Annotated in this window: 24 protein-coding genes; 17 read left to right on the top strand and 7 right to left on the bottom strand. The window is 69.4% G+C overall.

What is annotated here, in order from left to right:
• Positions 1–218 precede the first annotated feature (218 nt).
• The 4 genes from ACWGDB_RS37155 to ACWGDB_RS37170 all read left to right on the top strand — a co-directional run bounded on the left by ACWGDB_RS37155 (position 219) and on the right by ACWGDB_RS37170 (position 3525).
• Positions 219–1172 (top strand): heme o synthase, encoded by a 954-nt coding sequence (locus tag ACWGDB_RS37155; protein WP_453826533.1) that lies wholly within the window; start codon positions 219–221, stop codon positions 1170–1172.
• 58 nt (positions 1173–1230) lie between these two features.
• On the top strand, positions 1231–1551 hold the full coding sequence (locus ACWGDB_RS37160) for a hypothetical protein (protein ID WP_369270292.1): 321 nt from the start codon (positions 1231–1233) through the stop codon (positions 1549–1551).
• Between the two features lie 93 nt (positions 1552–1644).
• On the top strand, positions 1645–2751 hold the full coding sequence (locus ACWGDB_RS37165) for an amidohydrolase family protein (RefSeq protein ID WP_427841614.1): 1107 nt from the start codon (positions 1645–1647) through the stop codon (positions 2749–2751).
• Between the two features lie 18 nt (positions 2752–2769).
• Complete coding sequence (locus ACWGDB_RS37170) at positions 2770–3525, top strand: nucleotidyltransferase (protein WP_453826503.1); 756 nt, start codon at positions 2770–2772, stop codon at positions 3523–3525.
• 1 nt (position 3526) lies between these two features.
• Here the strand turns inward: ACWGDB_RS37170 and ACWGDB_RS37175 are convergent, their stop codons facing one another.
• From ACWGDB_RS37175 to ACWGDB_RS37190, 4 genes are all read right to left on the bottom strand, one after another.
• A complete protein-coding gene (locus ACWGDB_RS37175; RefSeq protein WP_453826534.1) occupies positions 3527–4519 on the bottom strand; it encodes a COX15/CtaA family protein in 993 nt (330 codons plus the stop codon).
• A 75-nt stretch (positions 4520–4594) separates the two neighbouring features.
• On the bottom strand, positions 4595–5311 hold the full coding sequence (locus tag ACWGDB_RS37180) for an ABC transporter permease (protein WP_453826535.1): 717 nt from the start codon (positions 5309–5311) through the stop codon (positions 4595–4597).
• A gap of 56 nt (positions 5312–5367) precedes the next feature.
• Entirely contained in the window at positions 5368–6291 is a 924-nt protein-coding gene (locus ACWGDB_RS37185; protein WP_453826504.1) for an ABC transporter ATP-binding protein, read from the bottom strand.
• Positions 6292–6336: 45 nt separating this feature from the next.
• Positions 6337–7134, bottom strand: a complete 798-nt coding sequence (locus ACWGDB_RS37190) for an aminoglycoside N(3)-acetyltransferase (protein ID WP_453826505.1) — start codon at positions 7132–7134, stop codon at positions 6337–6339.
• Between the two features lie 161 nt (positions 7135–7295).
• Here ACWGDB_RS37190 and ACWGDB_RS37195 point away from each other — a divergent pair, with 161 nt between their 5' ends.
• From ACWGDB_RS37195 to ACWGDB_RS37230, 8 genes are all read left to right on the top strand, one after another.
• Positions 7296–8048 (top strand): helix-turn-helix transcriptional regulator, encoded by a 753-nt coding sequence (locus ACWGDB_RS37195; protein ID WP_453826506.1) that lies wholly within the window; start codon positions 7296–7298, stop codon positions 8046–8048.
• Entirely contained in the window at positions 8045–9469 is a 1425-nt protein-coding gene (gene sufB, locus ACWGDB_RS37200; RefSeq protein ID WP_062719203.1) for a Fe-S cluster assembly protein SufB, read from the top strand. Before ACWGDB_RS37195 ends, sufB begins: the two co-directional genes overlap by 4 nt.
• A gap of 62 nt (positions 9470–9531) precedes the next feature.
• Positions 9532–10713 carry a Fe-S cluster assembly protein SufD gene (gene sufD, locus ACWGDB_RS37205; RefSeq protein WP_453826507.1) on the top strand — a complete coding sequence of 394 codons (1182 nt, stop codon included), beginning with the start codon at positions 9532–9534 and terminating at the stop codon, positions 10711–10713.
• Entirely contained in the window at positions 10713–11030 is a 318-nt protein-coding gene (locus ACWGDB_RS37210; protein WP_383823764.1) for a non-heme iron oxygenase ferredoxin subunit, read from the top strand. Before sufD ends, ACWGDB_RS37210 begins: the two co-directional genes overlap by 1 nt.
• 7 nt (positions 11031–11037) lie before the next feature.
• A complete protein-coding gene (sufC, locus tag ACWGDB_RS37215) occupies positions 11038–11802 on the top strand; it encodes a Fe-S cluster assembly ATPase SufC (RefSeq protein ID WP_453826508.1) in 765 nt (254 codons plus the stop codon).
• Positions 11799–13055, top strand: coding sequence for a cysteine desulfurase (locus ACWGDB_RS37220; RefSeq protein ID WP_383597139.1), 1257 nt, complete (start codon positions 11799–11801; stop codon positions 13053–13055). Before sufC ends, ACWGDB_RS37220 begins: the two co-directional genes overlap by 4 nt.
• Before the next feature lie 16 nt (positions 13056–13071).
• Positions 13072–13539, top strand: a complete 468-nt coding sequence (sufU, locus tag ACWGDB_RS37225) for a Fe-S cluster assembly sulfur transfer protein SufU (protein ID WP_328882426.1) — start codon at positions 13072–13074, stop codon at positions 13537–13539.
• On the top strand, positions 13536–13868 hold the full coding sequence (locus ACWGDB_RS37230; protein ID WP_328428541.1) for a metal-sulfur cluster assembly factor: 333 nt from the start codon (positions 13536–13538) through the stop codon (positions 13866–13868). Before sufU ends, ACWGDB_RS37230 begins: the two co-directional genes overlap by 4 nt.
• A gap of 88 nt (positions 13869–13956) precedes the next feature.
• Here the strand turns inward: ACWGDB_RS37230 and ACWGDB_RS37235 are convergent, their stop codons facing one another.
• A complete protein-coding gene (locus ACWGDB_RS37235; protein ID WP_453826509.1) occupies positions 13957–14778 on the bottom strand; it encodes an AbfB domain-containing protein in 822 nt (273 codons plus the stop codon).
• 321 nt (positions 14779–15099) lie between these two features.
• Between ACWGDB_RS37235 and ACWGDB_RS37240 the strand changes: the two genes are divergently transcribed.
• The gene (locus tag ACWGDB_RS37240; RefSeq protein ID WP_453826510.1) at positions 15100–15984 is read left to right on the top strand and encodes an endo alpha-1,4 polygalactosaminidase; all 885 of its coding nucleotides are present in this window, start codon (positions 15100–15102) and stop codon (positions 15982–15984) included.
• Positions 15985–16035: 51 nt separating this feature from the next.
• On the opposite strand, the gene ACWGDB_RS37245 is transcribed toward ACWGDB_RS37240, so the two are convergent.
• On the bottom strand, positions 16036–16440 hold the full coding sequence (locus tag ACWGDB_RS37245; RefSeq protein ID WP_383597149.1) for a RidA family protein: 405 nt from the start codon (positions 16438–16440) through the stop codon (positions 16036–16038).
• Positions 16441–16544: 104 nt separating this feature from the next.
• Here ACWGDB_RS37245 and ACWGDB_RS37250 point away from each other — a divergent pair, with 104 nt between their 5' ends.
• From ACWGDB_RS37250 to dapD, 4 genes are all read left to right on the top strand, one after another.
• Entirely contained in the window at positions 16545–16934 is a 390-nt protein-coding gene (locus tag ACWGDB_RS37250) for a winged helix-turn-helix transcriptional regulator (protein ID WP_453826511.1), read from the top strand.
• A 64-nt stretch (positions 16935–16998) separates the two neighbouring features.
• The gene (locus ACWGDB_RS37255) at positions 16999–17319 is read left to right on the top strand and encodes a DMT family transporter (RefSeq protein WP_453826512.1); all 321 of its coding nucleotides are present in this window, start codon (positions 16999–17001) and stop codon (positions 17317–17319) included.
• Positions 17319–17867, top strand: coding sequence for a TetR/AcrR family transcriptional regulator (locus ACWGDB_RS37260; protein ID WP_453826513.1), 549 nt, complete (start codon positions 17319–17321; stop codon positions 17865–17867). Before ACWGDB_RS37255 ends, ACWGDB_RS37260 begins: the two co-directional genes overlap by 1 nt.
• Positions 17868–18104: 237 nt before the next feature.
• Positions 18105–19094, top strand: a complete 990-nt coding sequence (dapD, locus tag ACWGDB_RS37265) for a 2,3,4,5-tetrahydropyridine-2,6-dicarboxylate N-succinyltransferase (protein WP_383597157.1) — start codon at positions 18105–18107, stop codon at positions 19092–19094.
• A gap of 109 nt (positions 19095–19203) precedes the next feature.
• Here dapD and ACWGDB_RS37270 read toward each other — a convergent pair.
• Positions 19204–19440 (bottom strand): hypothetical protein (locus tag ACWGDB_RS37270; RefSeq protein ID WP_453826514.1); only part of this gene is annotated, 237 nt, incomplete at its 5' end.

A 19440-nucleotide genomic window follows, 5' to 3' on the forward strand; every position in this document is an offset into this window, starting at 1 on the left:
GTGCCTCCCGACTGGCTCGTTCCGCGTTCGGCAAGTGAATACGCAGGCGCTCATCCGGGTGCTCAATCGAGCTTCCGTGCGCCCGTCGGACCACCCCCTCCAACACGACCCCACCCCCGCGAATGTCCGGGTCTGGGCAACGTCTACAGTGGCGTGGTACGCGCGAGCCTTTACCGGGACTTCACACGGGGAGGCTTGCTGGGATGTCTCTGTCAGGGGTGTGCGTGACGGCCGTTGAATCCCGTCCAGCGGGGATTATCGGGACGAGCCAGAGCCCGAGCCGGCGGCCGATCGGGGCCCGGGTCAAGGCGTTCGTGGCGCTTACCAAGCCGCGGATCATCGAGCTGCTGCTGATCACCACCGTTCCGGTGATGTTCCTGGCCGAGCAGGGTGTGCCCGACCTCGGTCTGGTGCTGCTCACCTGCATCGGCGGCTACCTCTCCGCCGGTGGCGCCAATGCGCTGAACATGTACATCGACCGTGACATCGACGCGCTCATGGACCGCACCTCGCAGCGCCCGCTGGTCACCGGGATGGTCAGCCCGCGCGAGTGCCTCGCCTTCGGCATCACGCTGGCGGTCGTCTCCACGCTGCTGTTCGGCCTCACCGTCAACTGGCTGTCCGCCTGGCTCTCCCTCGGCGCACTCCTCTTCTACGTCGTCGTCTACACGATGATCCTCAAGCGCCGTACCTCGCAGAACATCGTGTGGGGCGGCATCGCGGGCTGCATGCCGGTGCTGATCGGCTGGACGGCCGTCACGAACTCCCTCACCTGGGCGCCGCTCATCCTCTTCCTGGTGATCTTCTTCTGGACGCCGCCGCACTACTGGCCGCTGTCCATGAAGGTGAAGGACGACTACGCGCGCGTGGGCGTGCCCATGCTGCCCGTCATCGCCTCGAACAAGGTCGTCGCCAAGCAGATCGTCATCTACAGCTGGGTGATGGTCGCGGTGTCCCTCCTGTTGACGCCGCTCGGTTACACCGGCTGGTTCTACACCGCGGTCGCGCTGGCCGCCGGCGGCTGGTGGCTGTGGGAGGCGCACGCGCTGCAGAACCGCGCGAAGGCCGAGGCGACGGGCGGCAAGCTGAAGGAAATGCGCCTGTTCCACTGGTCGATCACCTATGTCTCGCTGCTGTTCGTGGCAGTGGCAGTGGACCCGTTCCTGCGCTGACGCACGTCACAGTGCCCTGCCCTCGCCAGCTGATCTACTCGTGAGTAGCATCCTGGCCATGGCAGACACGCAGCAGGTTGATCAGAAGGCCGAGCGCAGGGTGGCCAAGCTGGCCAAGCAGATCAGCGCCTTCGCGAAGTCCCACGGCGGCACCGAGGCCCAGGTCGCGTACATCGGCGAGCGGGGCGCCCGCATCGTGCTCGTCGGCGAGGACGGCGGCTGGGGAGACCTGGTGGCACCGTCGTACGAGATCGCCGAGAAGGCTGTGGAGAAGGCCGGCGTCACCCGCCACGAGGCCTTCGACGGCGAGTTCGCGGCGAAGGTGAAGACGGGCGAGTACGAGTGGAAGAGGATGGCCGGCATCCAAGTCGGCGGCTGAGCCACGCCCCTTTCTTCTTACGCAACACCAAGTCACCGGTTCACCCGTTAGGACCTGTAGAGCCAGCGCAGCGTCCACCCGCGGGGAGTCCGGATGATCGAAACGCCATCCCTCGTGGACCAGTACTGCCACGGCGTACTGCGAACGGAGCTGGGCCTCGGCACCTTCGAGGCCCAGTTGGCCCGCACCGAGGGCCCACCGGCGCCCGGCACCACGCTCTTCGACACTCAGACCGGTTTCGCCGTACGCCGCTGGTGCCCGCCCCTCCTCGGCCTGGAACCGCACTGCTTACCCGCCCGCTATCTCGCGCGGCGCCGTGAACTCGGCGTACTGGAGGCGGGCCGGCGTCTGCTGCGGGGCAGCGGCATCACGACGTATCTGATCGACACCGGCCTGCCCGGCGACCTCACCGGCCCGCCGGAGATGGCGTCCGCCGGATCCGCCGAGGCCCGGGAGATCGTGCGCCTCGAACTCCTCGCCGAACAGGTCGCCGACACCTCCGGCACGGTCGAGTCCTTCCTCGCCAACCTCGCCGAGTCGGTGCACGGCGCGGCGGCGAACGCGGTGGCCTTCACCTCCGTGGCGGGCGTCCGGCACGGCCTAGCGCTCGCGCCCGAACCGCCGGGACCGGGGGAGGTGCGGGGCGCCGCCGGGCGCTGGCTGGCGGCGCGCAGGGTCGGCGGCGAGCTGAGCGACCCGGTGCTGCTGCGGCACCTGCTGTGGATCGCGGTGGCGTCGGGGCTGCCGCTGCAACTGCACGCGGGGCTGGGGGAGCCGGGACTGCGCATCGACCGCACGGACCCGGTGCTGCTGACGGACTTCGTCCGCGCGACGGCCGGCCTCGGCACGGACCTGGTCCTGCTGCACGGCTACCCGTACCATCGCCACGCCGCCCATCTGGCCGGTGTCTTCCCGCACGTCTACGCCGACTCGGGCGCCGCACTCATCCGCACCGGCGCCCGCGCGGCCACGATCCTCGCCGAGATCCTGGAACTGGCCCCCTTCGGCAAGATCCTCTTCTCCAGCGGTGCCCAGGGCCTGCCCGAGCTCCATGTCGTCGGAGCCCGTCTGTTCCGCGAGGCCCTCGCCAGGGTGCTCGGCGGCTGGGTCGCCGAGGGGGCGTGGTCCCTGGGGGACGCGCAACGGGTGGCGGGGATGGTGGCCGCGGGGAACGCCCGGCGGGTGTACGCACTGGAGTGAGCCGTACAGACTGGGCGGATGCCGACCGATGCCTTACTCGACCGCTTTCTCGCCGAGCTGGCGACGACTCTCGCTCCCGCCGCTCCCGTCGCCGTCTGGGCGCACGGCTCACTCGCCGGCGGTGACTACCAGGAGGGCCGCAGCGATCTGGACCTGATCGCCGTCGTGGACGGCCCGCTCACGCCCCGCACCATCTGGCAGGTGGCGAAGGTCCACGCCCGGCTGCGGTCCGAGCCGCTTGCCCGGCTGCTGCACTGCACGTACCTGACTCCGGACACGGCGGACGACGCCGACCGGCGCCACCTCACCTGGGCGCACGAGCAGTTGTTCAAACGGACGGTGACCCCGGTGACCCGGCGCGAGCTGCAGACCTTCGGCCGAGTGCTGCACGGGAAGGCGCCCGCCGGGCTGCTGCCGCCGGTGCCGGACCGGGAGCTCGGCGAGTTCGTCGTACGGGACCAGAGGGACTTCTGGCGGTCGGCGGTCGACAACGCCTCGCTGTGGACGAAGGACGTGTGGGTCGACCTGGGGGTGATCACCTACGCCCGTGCGAGCGTCACCCTGCGCGACGGCCGACTGATCTCCAAACGCGAGGCCCTGGACCTGCTGCCCGGCCTCGGAGCGCCCGCCGAACTCGTCGAGGACATCCGCAGACGCCGCTACGACGGTTCCGCGCCCCCGACGCCGACCGGGGAGTGGGCGACGCGCAGGGCCGGCCTGACCCGGAGCTACCTGGGCCCCGCGATCGACCAGTTGGTGACGACGTACAGCTGACTCACGCGCGCGTGCCGACCGTCGGCTCGGCCACCGGAGACGGGAGCCCGATCTCGTCGTACGGCCGTTCCCGCAGGGCCAGCGCCACCCGCAGGACCGCGATCCAGGTCACGGCCGAGCCGAGCATGTGCAGGCCCACCAGGATCTCCGGGAGGTCCGTGAAGTACTGGACGTAGCCGATGACACCCTGGGCCAGGAGGACCAGAAAGAGGTCGCGGGTGCGGTTCAGGGGGCCCTTCGGGGCGTCGACCGCCTTGAGGACGAACCACAGGGCGAAGGTCAGCGTCACCACGATCCAGGCCAGCACGGCGTGCAGCTTGGTGACGTTCTCCCAGTCGAGCGGCATCCGCTCGACCTCGCTGGAGTCGCCCGCGTGCGGACCGGCACCGGTGACCACCGTGCCGACCAGGATCAGCAGCACCGAGGCTCCGATCAGGACCCACACCAGCTGCTGCACCGCCTTGCCGACCAGCGGACGCGGTGCCGCGTCGCCCTCCCGGGTGCGCTGCCACATCACCGTGGCGACCGCGATCAGGGCGGACGTCGCCACGAAGTGGGCCGCGACCGTGTACGGGTTGAGGCCGACCAGAACGACGATGCCGCCGAGCACCGCGTTGCTCATCACGATCCAGAACTGCGCCCATCCCAGCCGGGTCAGGCCACGCCGGTGCGGCTTCTCGGAGCGCGCGGCGATGATCGCCCAGCCGACCGCGGCGCACAGCACGTACGTCAGCATGCGGTTGCCGAACTCGATGGCGCCGTGCAGGCCCATCTCGCTCGTGGCGGTGAGCGAGTCGTCGGTGCACTTGGGCCAGGTCGGGCAGCCGAGCCCGGAGCCGGTGAGGCGTACCGCACCGCCGGTGACCACGATGAGCACCGACATCACGAGCGCGGCGAGTGCCGCCCGTTGGACCGTCCTCGGGGTCGGGGTCCAGCGTGCGGCGATGAAGGCGAGGGGGTTGCGCACGGCCGCTACGGCGTCGGCGCGGGTCAGCTTTGGCACGCGCCCTATCGTAGGCGGCCGCTTGTGCACGGTTTCACGAGGGTCCCGGTAGCCCCGCGGACCGGGCTACTCCCAGCGGAAGAACTTCCCCGCCGCCGCCAGCCCGACGACCGCCCACGCGGCCAGGATCCCCAGGTCACCCCACGGCATCCCGGCCCCGTGCTGGAGCACGTCCCGCAGCCCGTCCGACAGTGCCGAGATCGGCAGCAGCCCCAGCACGTCCTGCGCGCCCGCCGGGAACTTGTCCAGCGGCACGATCACCCCGCCGCCGACGAGCAGCAGCAGGAAGACCAGGTTGGCGGCGGCCAGGGTGGCCTCGGCCTTGAGCGTGCCGGCCATCAGCAGTCCGAGCCCAGAGAAGGCGGCCGTCCCCAGAACCAGCAGGAGGACGACGGCTGCCGGGTTGCCCTGCGGCGACCAGCCCAGCGCGAAGGCGATCACCGTCAGCAGGGCGATCTGCAGGACCTCGGTGACCAGCACCGATGCCGTCTTCGCCGTCATCAGGGCCCAGCGGGGCAGCGGCGAGGAGGCCAGCCGCTTCAGCACGCCGTACCGGCGTTCGAAGCCCGTGGCGATGGCCTGGCCCGTGAACGCGGTCGACATCACGGCGAGCGCGAGGATGCCGGGGGTGAGGAAGTCGACGGCCTCGCCGGCGCCCGTGTCGACGATGTCCACCGAGCTGAAGAGGACCAGCAGCAGTGTGGGGATCACGACGGTCAGCAGCAGCTGCTCGCCGTTGCGCAGCAGCATCTTCGTCTCGAGCGCCGCCTGGGCCGCGATCATGCGGGGGAGCGGGGCGGCGCCCGGCTCCGGGGTGTACGTACCCGTACCGACCGTGGTCACGAACGCAGCTCCTTGCCGGTCAGTTCCAAGAACACGTCTTCGAGGGTGTGCCGTTCCACCGAGATCTTCTCCGGCATCACCCCGTGCTGCGCACACCACGACGTCACCGTCGCGAGCAGCTGAGGGTCGACCTTGCCGACGACCCGGTACGAGCCCGGCGTCAGCTCAGCGGCCGAGCAGTCGGCGGGCAGGGCCTTGAGGAGGGAGCCCACGTCCAGGCCCGGGCGGCCGATGAAGCGGAGCGTGTTCTCGGCGCCGCCGCGGCACAGCTCCTCCGGGGAGCCCTGGGCGATGACCCGGCCCCCGTCGATGATCGCGACGTCGTCGGCGAGCTGTTCGGCCTCGTCCATGTGGTGCGTCGTGAGGATGACGGAGACGCCGTCCGCGCGCAGGTCCCGGATCAGGTCCCAGGTGGCGCGGCGGGCCTGCGGGTCGAGCCCGGCGGTGGGCTCGTCCAGGAACACCAGCTCCGGACGGCCGACGACGGCCATGGCGAGCGCGAGCCGCTGCTGCTGGCCTCCGGAGAGACGGCGGTACGTGGTCCGGCCGCAGCTGCCGAGGCCGAGCCGCTCGATGAGGGCGTCCACGTCCAGGGGGTGGGCGTGCAGCTTGGCGACATGGCGCAGCATCTCGTCCGCCCGCGCCCCGGAGTAGACGCCGCCGGACTGGAGCATCACGCCGATCCGGGGCCGCAGCGCGCCGGACTGTCTCACCGGGTCGAGGCCCAGGACCCGCACGGAGCCGGAGTCCGGCTTCCGGTATCCCTCGCAGGCCTCGACGGTCGTCGTCTTGCCCGCGCCGTTGGGTCCGAGCACGGCGGTCACGCCCGCCCGGGCCACCAGGTCGAGGCCGTTCACCGCGGTCTTCGTGCCGTACCGCTTCACCAGGGCCTGGACTTGGACCACGGGCTCAGTTCGCATGGCTCCAGAGTCTAGGTACGCGGCCGGTAACCCGAACGGCCGGGTTCACATCTCCTGCGCGCGAGGCCGGTGCATCTCCAGCCACCGGCCCGCGTACGCCACCGCGTCCGCCACGGGGAACAGCCGTGCCTCGGCCGCGCCCACCTTTCCCCGGACTACGGGACGGTCCCGGTCGAAGTCGCGCCCCAGTTCGTCGAACCGGTCCGAGGTGATCGACACCTCGGTCACCACCTCCCAGCCCGCAGGCCCTGGCCGGCCGACCTTCACCAGCGGCGAAGGTATCCGGTACTCGGCGAGATGGAAGCTGGTGCACGTCGCGTAACCGGCGCCGAGCAGCAGCACACGCGCGTGGAGCTCTTCCAGCCGGGCCAGCGGGCTGCGCTCGCCGAGCCGGCAGTCGAGGGCGTGGCCCTCGGTGATCCGCGCCGCGCGCGGGCCGACGGCGGCGAAGGACGTCTGCGGATGCGCGCTGCGCAGGGCGCCCGGCCAGGTCCGTACGGTCTCCGGGATCACGCCCACCCCGAGCGCGGGCGTGACCAGGGGGTCGTAGGCGGGCATGGTCGCCCGGATCGTGTCCCACCACTCCTCGGGCACCGGCGGGTTGCTCCACACCGCCGGGTCCGAGAGATCACCGGACTGGGTGGGGACCACCAGGGTGCCGTCCGGACCGAGTGCGTCGAGCAGTCCCTGGACGACCGCGACGGCGCCTCCGCAGACCCAGCCGAGGGAGCTGAGCGAGGAGTGCACGAGGAGAGTTTCACCGGTTTGGACGCCCAGCTCGCGCAGTTGTGCCGCGAGGGTGTCCCGAGTGACAAGAGGGCCGGTCGGAGGGGGTGTCGACATGTTTCGGGAGTGTCCCGCAGTGAGCCTCGCGACGCCAGCGATTTGATCGATCAATGATCGTTTCCGCAGGTCAGATTAGGTATGCCTAAGTGACGCAGGGCACCCGCGAGGTGTCCGGGCGCGGCTTGCCTGCCTCTGAGGAATTACGCAACAATGGCGTTGTGAAAAACGTCGGCGAGGCTCGGGAGGCCCCCATGGGAACTCCTCAGGAGGAGCTCGCGACCGGGGAGCGCTCCACGCGCAACCGGGTCGCGCGATCCATCCTGGACCACGGGCCGTCGACCGTCGCCGAGCTGGCCGGCCGGCTGGGACTCACCCAGGCCGCCGTACGCAGGCATCTGGACGCGCTGGTCGCGGACGATGTCGTGGAGGCCCGGGAACAGCGGGTGTACGGCACGCGCACGCGTGGCCGTCCCGCCAAGGTCTTCGTGCTCACCGACTGCGGCCGCGACGCCTTCGACCAGTCGTACGACAAGCTCGCCGTGGACGCCCTGAAGTGGATCGCCGAGCGCGAGGGCGGGAGCGAGGCGGTCGCCGCCTTCGCCCGCGCCCGGATCGCCGCCCAGGCGAGCGCGTACCGCAAGGCGGTCGAGGCGGCCACCCCGGACAAGCGCACCGAAGCCCTGGCCAAGGCCCTGAGCGCAGACGGGTACGCTGCAACGGCGCGCAGCGCACCCCTCCCTCAAAAAGGCGAGCAGCTCTGCCAGCACCACTGCCCGGTGGCCCATGTCGCGGAGCAGTTCCCCCAGCTGTGCGAGGCGGAGACGGAGATCTTCGCCGAGCTGCTCGGAACGCACGTCCAGCGACTGGCGACCATCGCGCACGGCGACGGCGTCTGCACGACGTTCATCCCAAAGATTTCCCACACCACCGATAACGCATCTGCAAGCAAGGCCGGGAGGAACCCCGCATGACTCTCCCCATCGAGGAGACTGCCCACCCTGAGCTCGAGGGTCTGGGCAAGTACGAATACGGCTGGGCCGACTCCGACGAAGCCGGCGCCTCTGCGAAGCGTGGTCTGAGCGAGGACGTCGTCCGTGACATCTCCGCGAAGAAGAACGAGCCGGACTGGATGACCAAGCTCCGTCTCAAGGGTCTGCGGCTGTTCGACAAGAAGCCCATGCCGAACTGGGGCTCGGACCTCTCCGGCATCGACTTCGACAACATCAAGTACTTCGTGCGTTCCACGGAGAAGCAGGCGGAGTCCTGGGAGGACCTGCCCGAGGACATCAAGAACACGTACGACAAGCTCGGCATCCCCGAGGCGGAGAAGCAGCGCCTCGTCGCCGGTGTCGCGGCCCAGTACGAGTCCGAGGTCGTCTACCACCAGATCCGCGAGGACCTGGAGGAGCAGGGCGTCATCTTCCTGGACACCGACACGGCCCTGAAGGAGCACCCGGAGCTCTTCAAGGAGTACTTCGGCACCGTCATCCCGGTCGGCGACAACAAGTTCGCGTCGCTGAACACCGCCGTGTGGTCGGGCGGCTCCTTCATCTACGTGCCGCCGGGCGTCCACGTGGAGATCCCGCTCCAGGCCTACTTCCGTATCAACACGGAGAACATGGGCCAGTTCGAGCGGACCCTGATCATCGTCGACGAGGGTGCCTACGTGCACTACGTCGAGGGCTGCACGGCCCCGATCTACAAGTCGGACTCGCTGCACTCCGCGGTCGTCGAGATCATCGTCAAGAAGAACGCCCGCTGCCGCTACACGACCATCCAGAACTGGTCGAACAACGTCTACAACCTGGTCACCAAGCGCGCTGTCGCCTACGAGGGCGCGACCATGGAGTGGATCGACGGCAACATCGGCTCCAAGGTGACGATGAAGTACCCGGCCGTCTACCTGATGGGCGAGCACGCCAAGGGCGAGACCCTGTCCATCGCCTTCGCGGGCGAGGGGCAGCACCAGGACGCCGGGTCCAAGATGGTCCACATGGCGCCGAACACCTCCTCCAACATCGTGTCGAAGTCCGTGGCGCGTGGTGGCGGCCGTACCTCGTACCGCGGTCTGGTCGAGATCGGTGAGGGCGCCCACGGCTCGAAGTCCAACGTGCTGTGCGACGCGCTGCTCGTCGACACGATCTCCCGCTCGGACACGTACCCCTACGTGGACGTCCGCGAGGACGACGTGTCCATGGGCCACGAGGCGACCGTCTCCAAGGTCTCCGAGGACCAGCTCTTCTACCTGATGAGCCGCGGTCTGAGCGAGTTCGAGGCGATGGCGATGATCGTGCGCGGCTTCGTCGAGCCGATCGCCAAGGAACTGCCCATGGAGTACGCCCTCGAGCTCAACCGGCTGATCGAGCTGCAGATGGAAGGCGCGGTCGGTTAAGACCGGTCTCCGGACAAGCAGCTAGCGAAATCTGACGTAGGAAAGAGAGCAGACCGACAGCCATGGCTGAGGCTCAGAACATCCCCGTGGGCTCCACCACCGCGGGCCAGATCGCGGTGGCCGCCGAGTCGACCGTCGCCACGCGCATGAGCGCGCCCCCGTCCTTCGACGTGGCGGACTTCCCGGTCCCGCACGGCCGCGAGGAGGAGTGGCGGTTCACCCCGCTGGAGCGCCTGCGCGGGCTGCACGACGGCACCGCCGTGGCGACCGGCGACGGCCTCCAGGTCTCCGTCGAGGCCCCCGAGGGCGTCACCGTCGAGACCGTCGGCCGCGACGACGCGCGCCTCGGCAAGGCGGGCATGCCCGTGGACCGGGTCGCCGCCCAGGCGTACTCGGCGTTCGAGAAGGCCGGTGTGATCACCGTCCCCAAGGAGACGGTCCTCACCGAGCCGATCCGCATCGCCGTGCACGGCGAGGGCGGGGTCGCCTACGGCCACCAGGTCGTGGAGCTCGGAGCCTTCGCCGAGGCCGTCGTCGTCATCGACCACACCGGTGACGCGGTGCTCGCCGCCAACGTCGACTACATCCTGGGCGACGGCGCCAAGCTCACCGTCGTCTCCGTCCAGGACTGGGACGACAAGGCCGTGCACGTGGGCCAGCACAACGCGCTGATCGGCCGGGACGCCACCTTCAAGTCGTTCGTGGTCACCTTCGGCGGCGACCTCGTACGCCTTCACCCGCGCGTCGCCTACGCCGGCACCGGCGGCGAGGCCGAGCTCTTCGGCCTCTACTTCACGGACGCCGGCCAGCACCAGGAGCACCGCCTCCTGGTCGACCACAACACCCCGCACTGCAAGTCGAACGTCGCCTACAAGGGCGCGCTCCAGGGCGAGGAAGCGCACGCGGTGTGGATCGGCGACGTGCTGATCGAGGCCAAGGCCGAGGGCACGGACACCTACGAGATGAACCGCAACCTGGTTCTGACCGACGGCGCCCGCGTCGACTCCGTGCCGAACCTGGAGATCGAGACCGGCGAGATCGTCGGCGCAGGCCACGCCTCGGCGACCGGCCGCTTCGACGACGAGCAGCTCTTCTACCTGATGGCCCGCGGCATCCCGGCCGACGAGGCCCGTCGCCTGGTCGTGCGCGGCTTCTTCGCCGAGCTCGTCCAGCAGATCGGCGTCGACGACATCGAAGAGCGCCTCCTCGTGAAGATCGACGAGGAGCTGGAGGCCACGGTCTGATGGCTTTCGTACGCGCCTGTGGGCTGAGCGAGCTGGAGGAGGACACCCCGAAGCGGGTGGAACTCGACGGCACGCCGGTCTCGGTCGTGCAGACCGAGGGGGAGGTGTTCGCGATCCACGACATCTGCTCGCACGCGAACGTCTCGCTCTCCGAGGGCGAGGTGGAGGACTGCCAGATCGAGTGCTGGCTGCACGGCTCCGCGTTCGACCTCAGAACCGGCAAGCCGTCCGGCCTTCCCGCGACGCGCCCCGTCCCCGTATACCCCGTAAAGATCGAAGGGGACGACGTGCTCGTCTCCCTCAACCAGGAGTCCTGAGGCACCCATGGCAACGCTTGAAATCCGCGACCTGCACGTCACCGTCGAGGCCGACAACGCCACGAAGGAGATCCTCAAGGGCGTCGACCTCACCGTGAAGCAGGGCGAGACGCACGCCATCATGGGCCCCAACGGCTCGGGCAAGTCGACCCTCGCCTACTCCCTCGCGGGTCACCCGAAGTACACGATCACTTCCGGCACCGTCACCCTCGACGGCGAGGACGTCCTGGAGATGTCCGTCGACGAGCGCGCCCGCGCGGGCCTGTTCCTGGCGATGCAGTACCCGGTCGAGGTCCCGGGTGTGTCCGTGTCGAACTTCCTTCGCACCTCCGCCACCGCCATCCGCGGCGAGGCCCCCAAGCTGCGCACCTGGGTGAAGGAGGTCAAGGAGGCCATGGAGCGCCTCAACATGGACCCCTCCTTCGCCGAGCGCAACGTCAACGAGGGCTTCTCCGGCGGTGAGAAGAAGCGCCACGAGATCCTTCAGCTGGAGCTGCTCAAGCCGAAGGTCGCCATCCTCGACGAGACCGACTCCGGCCTGGACGTCGACGCCCTGCGCGTCGTCTCCGAGGGCGTGAACCGGGTCCGCGAGACCGGTGAGGTCGGCACGCTGCTGATCACCCACTACACGCGCATCCTGCGCTACATCAAGCCCGACCACGTGCACGTGTTCGCGAACGGCCGTATCGCCGAGTCCGGCGGAGCGGAGCTCGCCGACCAGCTCGAGGCCGAGGGCTACGACAAGTACGTGAAGGGTGGCGCATCCGCGTGACACAGCTGCCGGGCCTCCTCGACACCGAGGCGCTCCGCAAGGACTTCCCGATCCTGGACCGTGTCGTCCACGACGGCAAGAAGCTCGTGTACCTGGACAACGCGGCGACCTCGCAGACGCCGCGCCAGGTGCTCGACGTGCTCTCCGAGTACTACGAGCAGCACAACGCCAACGTCCACCGTGGCGTGCACGTCCTCGCCGAGGAGGCCACGGCGCTGTACGAGGGCGCGCGCGACAAGGTCGCGGAGTTCATCAACGCGCCCAGCCGCGACGAGGTGATCTTCACCAAGAACGCCTCCGAGTCGCTGAACCTCGTGGCCAACATGCTCGGCTGGGCCGACGAGCCCTACCGGGTGGACCACGAGACCGAGATCGTCATCACGGAGATGGAGCACCACTCCAACATCGTGCCGTGGCAGCTGCTCGCGCAGCGCACGGGCGCGAAGCTGAAGTGGTTCGGCCTCACCGACGACGGCCGTCTCGACCTGTCCAACATCGACGAGATCATCACGGAGAAGACGAAGATCGTCTCCTTCGTGCTGGTGTCGAACATCCTGGGCACGCTCAACCCGGTCGAGGCGATAGTGCGCCGCGCGCAGGAGGTCGGCGCGCTGGTGTGCATCGACGCCTCGCAGGCCGCTCCCCACATGCCGCTGGACGTGCAGTCGCTCCAGGCCGACTTCGTGGCCTTCACCGGCCACAAGATGTGCGGCCCGACCGGCATCGGCGTCCTGTGGGGCCGCCAGGAGCTGCTGGAGGACCTGCCCCCGTTCCTCGGCGGCGGCGAGATGATCGAGACCGTGTCGATGCACTCGTCGACGTACGCTCCCGCTCCGCACAAGTTCGAGGCGGGCACGCCCCCGATCTCCCAGGCGATCGGTCTGGGCGCGGCGATCGACTACCTCAACTCGATCGGCATGGACAAGATCCTCGCCCACGAGCACGCGCTCACCGAGTACGCGGTGAAGCGGTTCGCGGAGGTTCCCGACCTCCGGATCATCGGCCCCACCACGGCCGAGGACCGGGGCGCCGCGATCTCCTTCACGCTCGGCGACATCCACCCGCACGACGTGGGCCAGGTCCTCGACGAGCAGGGCATCGCGGTCCGGGTCGGCCACCACTGCGCCCGCCCGGTGTGCCTGCGGTACGGAATTCCTGCGACCACGCGAGCGTCGTTCTATCTGTACTCCACGCCGGCCGAGATCGATGCTCTGGTGGACGGCCTGGAGCACGTCCGGAACTTCTTCGGCTGACGGGACGAGCGATCGCATGAAGCTGGATTCGATGTACCAGGAAGTCATCCTGGACCACTACAAGAACCCGCACGGGCGGGGCTTGCGGGATGGCGACGCCGAGGTGCACCACGTCAACCCGACGTGCGGCGATGAGATCACCCTGCGCGTGAAGTACGACGGCACGAAGATCGAGGACGTCTCGTACGAGGGCCAGGGCTGTTCCATCAGCCAGGCGAGCGCGTCCGTACTGAACGAACTCCTCGTCGGCAAGGACCTCTCCGACGCGCAGAAGATCCAGGAGACCTTCCTGGAGCTGATGCAGTCCAAGGGGAAGCTCGAGCCCGACGACGCGATGGAGGAGGTTCTGGAGGACGCGGTCGCGTTCTCCGGAGTCTCCAAGTACCCCGCCCGGGTCAAGTGCGCCCTCCTGAGCTGGATGGCGTGGAAGGACGCGACGGCCCAGGCGCTGGGCGACGCCGACGCCGAAAGGAAGACGGCATGAGTGACACCGTGGAGATGAAGCCGGCCTCGGAGGAAGAGGTCCGTGAGGCGCTGTACGACGTCGTCGACCCCGAGCTGGGTATCGACGTCGTCAATCTCGGCCTCATCTACGGCATCCACATCGACGACGCGAACATCGCGACGCTCGACATGACCCTGACCTCGGCGGCGTGCCCGCTGACGGACGTCATCGAGGACCAGGCCAAGTCCGCCACGGACGGCCTCGTCAACGAGCTGCGCATCAACTGGGTCTGGATGCCGCCGTGGGGGCCGGACAAGATCACGGATGATGGGCGGGAGCAGCTTCGGGCGCTCGGGTTCAACGTCTGATCCAGGGTTCGAGGCTCCCCACACACGGACAAAGCGGCGGCACCTTCCGGGGTGCCGCCGCTTTCCCGTGCTCGTGATCGGGGGCTGCTCAGGCCAGTCCGCTGACCATCCGGAACGACGAGTCCGCCAGGTACAGGGAGCTGTACTCGAAGCGTTCGAGGCGGACGACGAAGTTCTTGTGGCGGAGGAAGTATCCCGGGTAGTTGACCGACTCCAGCATGGTCGCGCCGGAGTGGGACGAGTCGCGGGGGCAGAAGGTGGCGTCCTGCTTGAACTGGGCGGAGCCGTCGTGGCGTTCGGCGCGCAGCACGAAGTTGCGGTGGCGGAGGTAGGCGCCGTCGTGCGTGGCGAAGGAGTGGCAGGAGCTGTCGGCCAGGCCCCTCACCTGCTTGAAGGTGGAGTCCTCGCGGGATTCGGAACCGCGGACCGGGTCCAGGGCCACGTGCCCGCCGCTCACGTGCCAGTAGCGGTCGGGGTAGTTGACCGAGCGGAAGGATCGCCAGGTCGTGGCTGCGGGGGGCTTCGGGGCTGCTGAGGAACCGGCGCCGGGGGAGGGTGACTTGGAAGGTTTCGGCGCGGGCTTGGGTGTGCCGACGTCCTGTTGGCGGGGTGCCCTGGTCGTCGCCTCGGCTGTCGACAGGCCGCCCTTGCCCTTCGGGGGAGTCTCCGAGGGTGTGGCGAAGGAGATCAGGCCGGGGGCCGTCATGGTGTCGTCGGCCGGTGCCGAGCGTGTCTGCTCGTCAGGTGCCCTCTCCATCACGACGATTGCCGTGGCGCACGCGACGATCGTCGCCACCGCCATCCCGCCCGCCAGCCACAGGCGGCGCGTCCCCGGCGCCCGGGTGGTGTCCGGAGCCCAGCCGTTCTCCCAAGGTTGGTCCTGGGACGGCCGGGACCTGTTTTCTGGCATGCGCTGTTCCCCCCCAGCGGTGTCATGGGGCGACGACCGCGGCTGCGAAGGCCCGGTATGTGAACGGTAAAACACTAGTGGACCCGGTGGCCCTCGAGCAGCTGTTTGGAACGAGCCGTATCCAGATTGATTTCTGAGCCGGTTTCAGGAGGGAGCGGGCGGGGTTCCTCGCGTCAACATTCGAGTACGTGATCACTGACGGTCAGTCAATTACCCCAAGGTGATGACCTGTTGACGTCCTGGCCGGTGGCACAGCTCCGCAGCAGGGCATCATGGCCGGGCAGGACCGCACGAGCACACACCGACAGGAGCCCCCGGATCATGGCCCACCGCGTCCCCCGTGCCCTCCGCCGCGCGCTCGCGGCCGCTGCTCTGTGCGGTGCGCTCGCCGTGGCATCGGGCGGGTGCACGTCGTCCGACGGCGGGGACCCCGGCGAACCGGGCCGCTCCACCGCCCCGACGGCGCCCGGTGCCGGCGGTACGGGGAAGGTGGTCCTGCCCGAGCCGGGGGTCGCCTTCGACTACCAGATCGGCGGGGCCTACCGGCCGCCCACCGGCGTACGCGCGGTCTCCCGCGACCGTGCGGCGAAACCGGCGCCGGGGGTCTACAACATCTGTTACGTCAACGCCTTCCAGGCCCAGCCGGACACCGAGGACTGGTGGGAGGACCGCCATCCCGACCTCCTCCTGCGTGACGCCGACGACTCACTGGTCGTCGACCGGGACTGGGACGAGGCCGTCCTGGACATCTCGACACCCGCCAAGCGCCAACGGCTCGCCGATGTCGTGGGGGAGTGGATCGACGGCTGCGCCGCCGCCGGGTTCCAGGCGGTCGAGGCCGACAACCTCGACTCGCACGAGCGGTCCGACGGTCTGCTGACCGCCGACGACAACGTGGCCTTCGGCAAGTTGATCGCCGCCCGGGCCCACGCCGCGGGCCTGGCGATCGGTCAGAAGAACGCCGCCGAACTGGCCGGCCAGGGCCGCGGTATCGGCTTCGACTTCGCGGTGGCCGAGGAGTGCGGACAGTACGACGAGTGCGACGTCTACGCGGACGCGTATGACGGCCGCGTCTTCGACATCGAATACCGGCAGGACGGCCTCGCCGCCGCGTGTGCGGAGTGGGGCGACGAGCTGTCGGTGGTCCTGCGCGACCTGGACGTCGTACCGGTGGGGGCGGACGCCTACCGCCGCCGCACCTGCTGACCTGGCCCACTCGCCCCGGACGGCGCCTGCCCGGTCGTGGGCTTCAGTGGCTCAGTCGAGGACCGCGGTGGCCTCGATCTCGACCAGATGCTCGGGCACGTCCAGTGCCGCGACGCCCAGCAGCGTGGCCGGCGGTGCGGCGGTGACTCCCAGCTTGGTGGCCGCCCGGGTGATCCCCTCCATGAGCTGGGGCATCTTGTCGGGGGTCCAGTCGACGACGTGGACGTTCAGCTTCGCGACGTCGTCGAAGGAGGCGCCGGCCGCGGCCAGGGCTGTGCCGACGTTGAGGTAACACTGCTCGACCTGCGCGGCGAGGTCGCTCCCCACCGCAACGCCGTCCGCGTCCCACGCGACCTGCCCGGCGACGAAGACCAGCTTCGAGCCGCTCGCGATCGACACCTGGTGGTAGGCGCCGACCTCCACCAGTCCGCTCGGGTTCACCAGAGTGATGGCCATGTCGTCCGTCCGTTCCGTCTCGTGCTCACTTGTGGTTACTCAGGAACCGTAGGAGAGTGGCCGCTGACATGGAAGAACGCACTTTTCGGTGACTGGGGAACCTCATGGGAACCAAGCAGTTCAGCGGCTCGGTGGACCAGGCGGACGTGACACGCGCGGACTCCCTGGCCCGGGAGATCTTCTCGGACATAGCGAATAAATGGGCTCTGCTGATCATCGAGGCCCTGGGGGAGGAGACCCTGCGCTTCAGCGAGCTGCGTGGCGAGGTCGACGGGATCAGCCACAAGATGCTCACCCAGAACCTGCGCATGCTGGAGCGCAACGGCCTGGTCGAGCGCACCGTGCACCCCACGGTGCCGCCACGCGTCGAGTACACCCTCACCGAGCCGGGCCAGGCCCTGCGGGTGACCATCGACGGCATGTGCGACTGGACCCACCGGTACCTCGGGGACATCGAGACGTCGCGGCAGCACTTCGAGGCGCGGAAGGCATAGGTGTGCGGAGGTCGTTATGTACGGCCGTACGCAAGTGGCGCTCTCGTTGTGTACGCTCGTACACATGGGATACCTGCTGCTCGCCGGAGCCATAGCGGCCGAGGTGGCCGCCACGACATCCATGAAGTACAGCGACGGCTTCAGCAGGCTCTGGCCGTCGCTGCTGACCGCCCTCGGATACCTCGTCTCCTTCGCGCTGCTCGCCCAGACCCTGAGGACCGTCTCCGTGGGCACGGCCTACGCGATCTGGGCGGGCGTCGGCACCGCGGCCATCGCCACCATCGGGATCCTGTTCATGGGGGAGGGGATGACGGTCGCCAAGGCCGCGGGCATCGCGCTGATCATCGTCGGCGTGGTGGTGCTGAACCTGGGAGGAGCGCACTGATGCCCCGTCGCTATGACCCCGAGCGGCGCCAGCGGATCATCGACGCGGCGATCCGGGTCGTCGGGGAGAAGGGCATCGCGGGGCTGAGCCACCGCACCGCCGCGGCCGAGGCGGATGTGCCGCTCGGCTCCACGACGTACCACTTCAAGACGCTCGACGATCTGCTGGTCGCAGCCCTTCGCCAGGCCAACGAGGGCTTCGCCAAGGTGATCGCCTCGCGCGGCGGCCTGGCGGACCCGGACACCGACCTGGCCGCCGAACTCGCCGGCTGGATGGGCGAGTGGCTCGCGGGAGACCGCACGGGCGTGGAGCTGGAGTACGAGCTCTACCTCGCCGCCCTGCGCCGCCCCGCCCTGCGCCCGGTCGCCGCCGAGTGGGCACAGGACCTCGCCGACCGGCTCTCCCGGCGCACGGACGCGGTCACCGCGCGGGCGCTGGTGGCGTTGATGGACGGGATCTGTCTGCAGGTGCTGCTGACTGAGGTGCCGTATGACGAGGGGTATGCGTGTGAGGTGCTGCGGCGGGTGATTCCTGGAGGGGCCGGGTGAGTCCCGACGGGGTGTGATCTGTGGCAGGGCGCGATGGCCCGGCCGGCGGTGCGATGCCCTGGCCGGGGCCGCTCCGGCCGGACCAGGACGGCCGGCCCCGGCCGACCGCACCCGGCCGGGGACGGCGGCCCGGTACCGCTGCCACGGACAGCGCCGGACGTCCACGAGCGGCCCGTACCCTGAGACGCCCCTCCCGTCGGTTGGCCCGGGCGGCCCCCCGCCGGTTAGGTTGCCCTCATGACCGACACGACTGCTCCTCGTACCACCGGCGCCGTGGCAGCCGGCCTTGCCACGATCGCTGCTGACGGCACTGTTCTCGACACCTGGTTCCCCGCGCCCGAGCTCGTCGCCGAGCCCGGTCCCTCCGGCAGCGAGCGGCTGTCCGCCGAGCGCGCCGTCGAGCTGATCGGCGAGGGCGCCGCGAAGGCGATCGGGCCGGATGCGCGCCGGGGCGTCGAGGTCGTCGCGGTCCGCACGGTCATCGCCTCGCTCGACGAGAAGCCGATCGACGCGCACGACGTGTACCTGCGCCTGCACCTGCTCTCCCACCGCCTGGTCAAGCCGCACGGCCTGAGCCTGGAGGGCCAGTTCGGCTTCCTCGCCAACGTCGCCTGGACCTCCCTCGGCCCCGTCGCCGTCGACGACGTCGAGAAGGTCCGCTTGAACGCCCGCGCCGAGGGCCTGCACCTCCAGGTCACCTCGATCGACAAGTTCCCGCGGATGACGGACTACGTCGCCCCCAAGGGCGTGCGCATCGCCGACGCCGACCGGGTCCGCCTGGGCGCCCACCTCTCCGAGGGCACCACCGTCATGCACGAGGGCTTCGTCAACTTCAACGCCGGCACCCTCGGCACCTCCATGGTCGAGGGCCGGATCTCCGCGGGCGTCGTGGTCGGCGACGGCTCGGACATCGGCGGCGGCGCGTCGACGATGGGCACGCTCTCCGGCGGCGGCAACGTGATCATCACCATCGGCGAGCGCTGCCTGATCGGCGCCGAGGCGGGCGTCGGCATCGCGCTGGGCGACGAGTGCGTCGTCGAGGCCGGCCTGTACGTCACCGCCGGCACCCGCATCACGATGCCCGACGGCCAGATCGTCAAGGCCCGCGAACTCTCCGGCGCCTCCAACATCCTCTTCCGCCGCAACTCGGTCACCGGCACGGTCGAGGCCCGCCCGAACAACGCGGTGTGGGGCGGTCTGAACGAGATCCTGCACAGCCACAACTGATCATCGGCGGCCGTGATGTGCGGCCGCCTGCTTTGAGCGCCCTTCCACGGCCCGAGGACGGCCTGGGAGGGCGCTCTCGCACGCTGGGGCCGTCAGTGGCCGAGAGGCGCTATCCCGTCACGGGGACTACGTTGGTCCAGTTTGTTGAGAGTCCTCCGCCGGTGGTGAGGCCGGTGAAGTTTCCGTCGGTGCTGAGTCTTCCGGCGGCGACTGTTCCGGTGGAGGCGTTGTAGAAGAACAGTTCGCGATCGACGGGGACTACGTTGGTCCAGTTTGTTGAGAGTCCTCCGCCGGTGGTGAGGCCGGTGAAGTTTCCGTCGGTGCTGAGTCTTCCGGCGGCGACTGT

The organism is Streptomyces sp. NPDC055013 (assembly GCF_053608645.1).

Coding starts and splice junctions, on each gene's coding strand:
- ACWGDB_RS37160 (WP_369270292.1), top strand. CDS start 1,231: ATGGCAGACACGCAGCAGGTTGATCAGAAGGCCGAGCGCAGGGTGGCC.
- ACWGDB_RS37165 (WP_427841614.1), top strand. CDS start 1,645: ATGATCGAAACGCCATCCCTCGTGGACCAGTACTGCCACGGCGTACTG.
- ACWGDB_RS37170 (WP_453826503.1), top strand. CDS start 2,770: ATGCCGACCGATGCCTTACTCGACCGCTTTCTCGCCGAGCTGGCGACG.
- ACWGDB_RS37180 (WP_453826535.1), bottom strand. CDS start 5,311: ATGATCGCGGCCCAGGCGGCGCTCGAGACGAAGATGCTGCTGCGCAAC.
- ACWGDB_RS37185 (WP_453826504.1), bottom strand. CDS start 6,291: ATGCGAACTGAGCCCGTGGTCCAAGTCCAGGCCCTGGTGAAGCGGTAC.
- ACWGDB_RS37190 (WP_453826505.1), bottom strand. CDS start 7,134: ATGTCGACACCCCCTCCGACCGGCCCTCTTGTCACTCGGGACACCCTC.
- sufB (WP_062719203.1), top strand. CDS start 8,045: ATGACTCTCCCCATCGAGGAGACTGCCCACCCTGAGCTCGAGGGTCTG.
- sufD (WP_453826507.1), top strand. CDS start 9,532: ATGGCTGAGGCTCAGAACATCCCCGTGGGCTCCACCACCGCGGGCCAG.
- ACWGDB_RS37210 (WP_383823764.1), top strand. CDS start 10,713: ATGGCTTTCGTACGCGCCTGTGGGCTGAGCGAGCTGGAGGAGGACACC.
- sufC (WP_453826508.1), top strand. CDS start 11,038: ATGGCAACGCTTGAAATCCGCGACCTGCACGTCACCGTCGAGGCCGAC.
- sufU (WP_328882426.1), top strand. CDS start 13,072: ATGAAGCTGGATTCGATGTACCAGGAAGTCATCCTGGACCACTACAAG.
- ACWGDB_RS37230 (WP_328428541.1), top strand. CDS start 13,536: ATGAGTGACACCGTGGAGATGAAGCCGGCCTCGGAGGAAGAGGTCCGT.
- ACWGDB_RS37235 (WP_453826509.1), bottom strand. CDS start 14,778: ATGCCAGAAAACAGGTCCCGGCCGTCCCAGGACCAACCTTGGGAGAAC.
- ACWGDB_RS37240 (WP_453826510.1), top strand. CDS start 15,100: ATGGCCCACCGCGTCCCCCGTGCCCTCCGCCGCGCGCTCGCGGCCGCT.
- ACWGDB_RS37245 (WP_383597149.1), bottom strand. CDS start 16,440: ATGGCCATCACTCTGGTGAACCCGAGCGGACTGGTGGAGGTCGGCGCC.
- ACWGDB_RS37250 (WP_453826511.1), top strand. CDS start 16,545: ATGGGAACCAAGCAGTTCAGCGGCTCGGTGGACCAGGCGGACGTGACA.
- ACWGDB_RS37255 (WP_453826512.1), top strand. CDS start 16,999: ATGGGATACCTGCTGCTCGCCGGAGCCATAGCGGCCGAGGTGGCCGCC.
- ACWGDB_RS37260 (WP_453826513.1), top strand. CDS start 17,319: ATGCCCCGTCGCTATGACCCCGAGCGGCGCCAGCGGATCATCGACGCG.
- dapD (WP_383597157.1), top strand. CDS start 18,105: ATGACCGACACGACTGCTCCTCGTACCACCGGCGCCGTGGCAGCCGGC.